This is a genomic window from Methylobacterium haplocladii (assembly GCF_007992175.1).
Taxonomy (GTDB): Bacteria; Pseudomonadota; Alphaproteobacteria; order Rhizobiales; family Beijerinckiaceae; genus Methylobacterium; species Methylobacterium haplocladii.
Genome location: NZ_BJZT01000090.1, coordinates 1 through 931, shown reverse-complemented (window position 1 = coordinate 931; position 931 = coordinate 1). Strand labels below are relative to the sequence as shown.

Genomic DNA, 931 nt, shown 5'->3' with positions numbered 1-931 from the left:
AGAGTCTGTCCGGCGTCATATTGTTTTCTGACAGAGCTTTCTTGTCATGAGGCGAATGGAGGCCAGGAGGAGGAATGCTCGCGCTTTACGGGTTTTGCATTCCCAATCCTTGGCCAGGCGCCGGCAGCGGTTGAGCCATCCGATGGTGCGCTCGACGATCCAGCGCTTGGGCAGCACGGCAAAGCCCTTGGCCTGATCGGAGCGTTTGACGATCTCGACCTCGATCCGGCGACAGACCCGGCGCAATCCCGCTTGGAACACCGGACCCTGGTAGCCGCCGTCGGCGTAGAGCTTGAGCAGGAACGGATAGAGGCCAAACAGCGTGGCCATCACCAATACGCCGCCATCGCGATCCTGGATGTCGGCCGGGTGAACCAGCGCATGCATCAGTAGGCCCTGCGTGTCGACGAGGACGTGGCGCTTCCTGCCTTTGATCTTCTTGCCCGCATCGTAGCCCGGCGGGTCGATCGAGGCCCCCCTTTTTCCGCGCCCTTGACGCTCTGGCTATCGATGATCCCCGCCGTCGGGCTGGCCTCCCGCCCGGCCTGTTCCCGGCAGGCGACGTAGAGCGTGTGATGGATCCGCTCAAGCGTCCCGTCGTAATCCCACAGGTCGAGATAATCGTGCACCGTGCTGCGCGCCGGAAGGTCCTTCGGGATCGCCCGCCATTGGCAGCCCGTGCTCAGCACGTACATCAGGCCGTTCACCACCGCGCGAAGATCGACGCTGCGCTTGCCGCCACCCCGCTTGGCCGGCGGGATCAGCGGTGCGATCAGCGCCCATTCCGCGTTCGTCAGATCGCTCGGATAGCGCAAGCCGCTCCGATCGTACCGAACCCGGTTCTCGTTCGTCCACATCGGCAGCCTCCAAGCACCAGCCGCCTTGAATCACAAACACCTCACGTCACTCAATATGTCGCCGGACAGACACT

Annotated in this window: 1 protein-coding gene; it reads right to left on the bottom strand. The window is 63.3% G+C overall.

Features of this window, described 5'->3' with window-relative positions:
- Nucleotides 1–15 precede the first annotated feature (15 nt).
- Nucleotides 16–857, bottom strand: a protein-coding gene (locus tag MHA02_RS21860; RefSeq protein ID WP_147082688.1) for an IS5 family transposase whose coding sequence is annotated in 2 segments (ribosomal slippage) — nucleotides 16–485 and nucleotides 485–857 — 843 coding nt in all. Because the reading frame shifts where the segments join, the coding sequence is not laid out codon by codon here.
- Between the last annotated feature and the right edge of the window lie 74 nt (nucleotides 858–931).